This window comes from Martelella sp. (genome assembly GCF_984369615.1).
Genome location: NZ_CFHTCS010000414.1, coordinates 1 through 3,530 on the forward strand (window position 1 = coordinate 1; position 3,530 = coordinate 3,530).

At 64.6% G+C, this 3,530-nt stretch carries 4 protein-coding genes; 3 read left to right on the forward strand and 1 reads right to left on the reverse strand.

Features of this window, described 5'->3' with window-relative positions; all coding sequences use genetic code 11:
* Together AC5DC2_RS21355 and AC5DC2_RS21360 are read left to right on the forward strand one after the other, a co-directional pair.
* On the forward strand, nt 1-1,020 hold a 1,020-nt coding region (locus AC5DC2_RS21355), incomplete at its 5' end, for a cation:proton antiporter domain-containing protein (RefSeq protein WP_491699942.1).
* A gap of 144 nt (nt 1,021-1,164) precedes the next feature.
* Nucleotides 1,165-2,382 carry an MFS transporter gene (locus AC5DC2_RS21360; protein ID WP_491699943.1) on the forward strand — a complete coding sequence of 406 codons (1,218 nt, stop codon included), beginning with the start codon at nt 1,165-1,167 and terminating at the stop codon, nt 2,380-2,382.
* Nucleotides 2,383-2,439: 57 nt separating this feature from the next.
* Here the strand turns inward: AC5DC2_RS21360 and rpmG are convergent, their stop codons facing one another.
* Nucleotides 2,440-2,607 carry a 50S ribosomal protein L33 gene (gene rpmG / locus AC5DC2_RS21365; protein ID WP_018066542.1) on the reverse strand — a complete coding sequence of 56 codons (168 nt, stop codon included), beginning with the start codon at nt 2,605-2,607 and terminating at the stop codon, nt 2,440-2,442.
* Nucleotides 2,608-2,901: 294 nt separating this feature from the next.
* On the opposite strand from rpmG, the gene AC5DC2_RS21370 reads away from it, so the two are divergent.
* A partial coding sequence (locus AC5DC2_RS21370; protein ID WP_491699944.1) for a spermidine synthase occupies nt 2,902-3,530 on the forward strand: 629 nt, incomplete at its 3' end.

Below are 3,530 nucleotides of genomic sequence, written 5' to 3' on the forward strand. Positions count from 1 at the left end.
CTGGACGAGATGGGGGGCTTGCGCGGAGACGCCGGGCGGATCGCCGTCGGCGTGCTGATCGCCCAGGATATCGCCGTCGTGCCGATGCTGATCTTCGTGTCGAGCTTCGGCGGCGCGGGGTTCGACGTGACCTCGACGGCGATCCGCGTGATTGTCGCCGTCGGCATCATGGCCGGCCTGCTCTGGTATTTCGGCCGCTACGGCAAGCTGAAGATCCCGTACGCGGAGAAGGTGGAGGACAAGGTCGAACTTCTGGCGCTCGGCGCGCTGGCGCTCTGCTTTTCGGCGGCGGCCCTCTCGGGCGTTGCCGGGCTGTCGCCGGCCTACGGCGCGTTTCTTGCCGGCATCTGCGTCGGTAACTCGACGCTTCGAAGCCGCGTCATTCCGGTCGTCGAGCCGATCCAGAGCGTGCTTCTGGTGATTTTCTTCCTCTCCATCGGCCTGCTGATCGATCTCGGCTTCATCTGGCAGAATCTGTGGACCGTGCTGCTCGCCGCCGTCGGCGTCATCGCCGCCAAATCCGTGCTGAACGTGATGCTCCTGCGCTGGACCGGCTCCTCCGCCCAGACGGCGCTCGTCGCCGGGCTTTCCATGGCCCAGGTCGGCGAGTTCTCCTTCGTGCTGGCCGCCGCCGGCCTTGCCGCCGGCGCGCTCGGCGAGGATCTCTATCGCCTGGTCATCGCCATGACGGCGATCTCGCTCCTGGTTTCGCCCGTGTGGGTCTCGGTGATGCGCCGGCTCGAGGCGAGCTTCAGCGCCGGGCTGCAAAGCTATCGCAACGCGCTGGCGGTCGCCTATGCCCAGGAACTGCGCGAGGTCGATCGCGGCCGTATCTTCGTCGGCCGGATGGCGACAGGCGCCCGCGCGCGCCTTCTCGCGCTCAGCCATGCAAGACGCGAGCGCCGCCGCAGGAAGGTCGAGCGCAAGGCGGAAAAGGCGCGGGAGGAGCGGGCGGTCGATGCAAAGGCAGGGCAGCAGCTAAAGGGCGCTGCCAATGGCGAGGGCGGCGGCGCGGAGTAAGGACCGCTTTACCTCGGCGTCAAGCCCGGCTAACCTGACCCCCGTTCAGCTTACCGCCCTTCCGGCGGCGGGCCCCGGCATGCCAGGCCGGGAGGGAGGCCAAGCCTCCGGTTCGGCCCGACCCTTTCATACCGGGATCTTCCGATGACTGTCCTTGCATTCCTGCGCGAAAACGCCCGCTGGGTGGGCGGCGCGTTTTTGATGAACTATTTCACAGCCTTCGGGCAAACCTATTTCATCTCGCTCTCGGCGGGCGACATCCGCGCCGAATATGGCCTCAGCCACGGTGATTTCGGCCTCTTCTATATGGGCGCGACGCTCTTGAGCGCGGCAACGCTCACCCGCCTCGGCCGGATTGTCGACGAGCGCAGCGTGGTGCAGGTTGTCCTTCTCGTCATGCCGCTTCTGGCGCTCGCCTGCCTGCTGATGGCCTTTTCGCGGTGGGTCTTCCTGCTGTTCATCGCGCTCTACATGCTGCGGCTCTTCGGACAGGGCATGATGAGCCATATCGCGGTGACCGCCATGGGGCGCTGGTTCAACGCCATGCGCGGGCGGGCCGTTTCCTTCTCCTCGCTCGGCCTGCAGACGGCGGAGGCCAGTTTTCCCCTGATTTTCGTTTTCGTGTCCGGCCTTGTCGGCTGGCGCGGCAGCTGGGTTGCCGCAGCTGCCCTGACGCTCGCCGTCGGACTGCCGCTGATCATCGCGTTGATGCGGGTGGAGCGCGCGCCGCAATCGGCGGCCCCCGGCCAAAGGGTGCAGACGGCCCCGCGCGACTGGACGCGCGGCGAGGTGCTGCGCGACCCCTTGTTCTGGGCAATCCTCGCCGTCTTCCTGGCGCCGCCCTTCATCGGCACCACGATCTTCTTCCACCAGGTCTATATGGTGGAGTTGCGCGGCTGGACGCTGGAAATGTTTGCCGGCTCGTTCTTCCTGATGTCGGTCTCAAGCCTGGCGGCGATGCTGGCAACCGGCGTTATGGTCGACCGGTTCTCATCGGTCGCGGTCATGCCCTTCATGCTGCTGCCGATCGCCGCCGCCTGCCTGGTCATCGGCTTTACGGGCGCTTCATGGACGCCATTCGTCTTCATGCCGCTGATCGGCTTTTCCATGGGGGCGTCGGGTACGCTCAACGGCTCGCTCTGGCCGGAGCTTTACGGCGCGCGCCATCTCGGCAGCATTCGCGCCGTCGTCATTGCGGCGATCGTGTTTTCCACCGCCGTCGGCCCGGGTCTGACCGGCTATCTGATCGATGCCGGCGTTTTCTATCCGGCGCAGATTGCCGTGATGGGCATCGTCAGCATCGCTCTCGCCATGCTGATGGCAGGCCTGCGCCGCCGCCTTCTGAAACGGGCCGGCGCATAATGAAAAGCCCGGCTCAAACGAACCGGGCTTTACTAAAAAATCAGTCAGAACAAGATATTACTTGATCTTGGCTTCCTTGAACTCGACGTGCTTGCGCGCGATCGGATCATATTTGGTCTTGACCATCTTTTCCGTCATCGTGCGGCTGTTCTTCTTGGTGACGTAGAAAAAGCCGGTGTCTGCCGTCGACAGCAGCTTGATCTTGATCGTTGTTGCTTTTGCCATGTTCTTCTGCCTTCAAGAGCAATCCGCCCTCCATTCTGGAGAAAGCGGAACCGGTACGCCCGGACTGTTACCTAAAAATCAAGAAGCGCCCGCATCGGACGCTTCGCTGGGCTCGCCGGGCCTTCGCCACGGCAAAATCTGGCGGGACACTACGAATCTCCACGCAAAAGTCAAGGCTGGGCTGTCGCAAAACCGAAAGCATTGGCCTTCAACCGAGACTTTTGTTGCCGCAAGGCCGATAGTGTTCTTAAACGCCGACGGCGCAACAGGCGTGAACGAGACGGGGAACGGATCATGATACCGTGGGAAGAACTGGACGAGACCGCAATCCCGGGCGAGGCGGGCACGCTGCGGCTGAAGCGGCGCGGCGCGGAATATTCGATCATGCTCGGCGCGAACGAACTGATGAACAGCCGGCTTTCCGGCTCGGAGGAGGCGCTGGCGGAACTGTCGGCCGAGAAGCTTGCCGGCCGCGCACGGCCGATGGTGCTGATCGGCGGCCTCGGCATGGGGTTCACGCTGCGCGCGGCGCTCGCGGTTTTGCCGAAAGATGCCCGCATCATCGTCGCCGAACTGGTGCCGGCGGTCATCGCCTGGGCACGCGGGCCGATGGCCGACGTGTTCTCGGGATCGCTCGACGATCCCCGCGTGGAGATTGTCGAAGGCGACGTGGCGGCGCTGATCGCCGATTCGAAGGGCCGCCTCGATGCGATCCTTCTTGATGTCGACAACGGACCGGACGGGCTGACCCGCGACGACAACGACCGGCTCTACAGTCTCGCGGGCCTTGCCGCCTCGAGAAGGGCGCTGAAAAAGGGCGGCGTGCTCGCCGTCTGGTCCGCTCATCCCGATGAACGCTTCACCGCCCGCATGAGGAAGAGCGGTTTCGAAACCGAGGGGAAGACGGTGCGCGCCCACCGCAA